This is a genomic window from Cytobacillus solani, assembly GCF_001420595.1.
Classification (GTDB): Bacteria; Bacillota; Bacilli; order Bacillales; family Cytobacillaceae; genus Cytobacillus; species Cytobacillus solani.
Genome location: NZ_LJIX01000006.1, coordinates 67,105 through 67,384 on the forward strand (window position 1 = coordinate 67,105; position 280 = coordinate 67,384).

The window sequence follows — 280 nt, forward strand, 5'->3', positions numbered from 1 at the left end:
ATGCAAGTCGAGCGAATCTGAGGGAGCTTGCTCCCAAAGATTAGCGGCGGACGGGTGAGTAACACGTGGGCAACCTGCCTGTAAGACTGGGATAACTTCGGGAAACCGGAGCTAATACCGGATAATCCTTTTCTACTCATGTAGAAAAGCTGAAAGATGGCTTCGGCTATCACTTACAGATGGGCCCGCGGCGCATTAGCTAGTTGGTGAGGTAACGGCTCACCAAGGCGACGATGCGTAGCCGACCTGAGAGGGTGATCGGCCACACTGGGACTGAGAC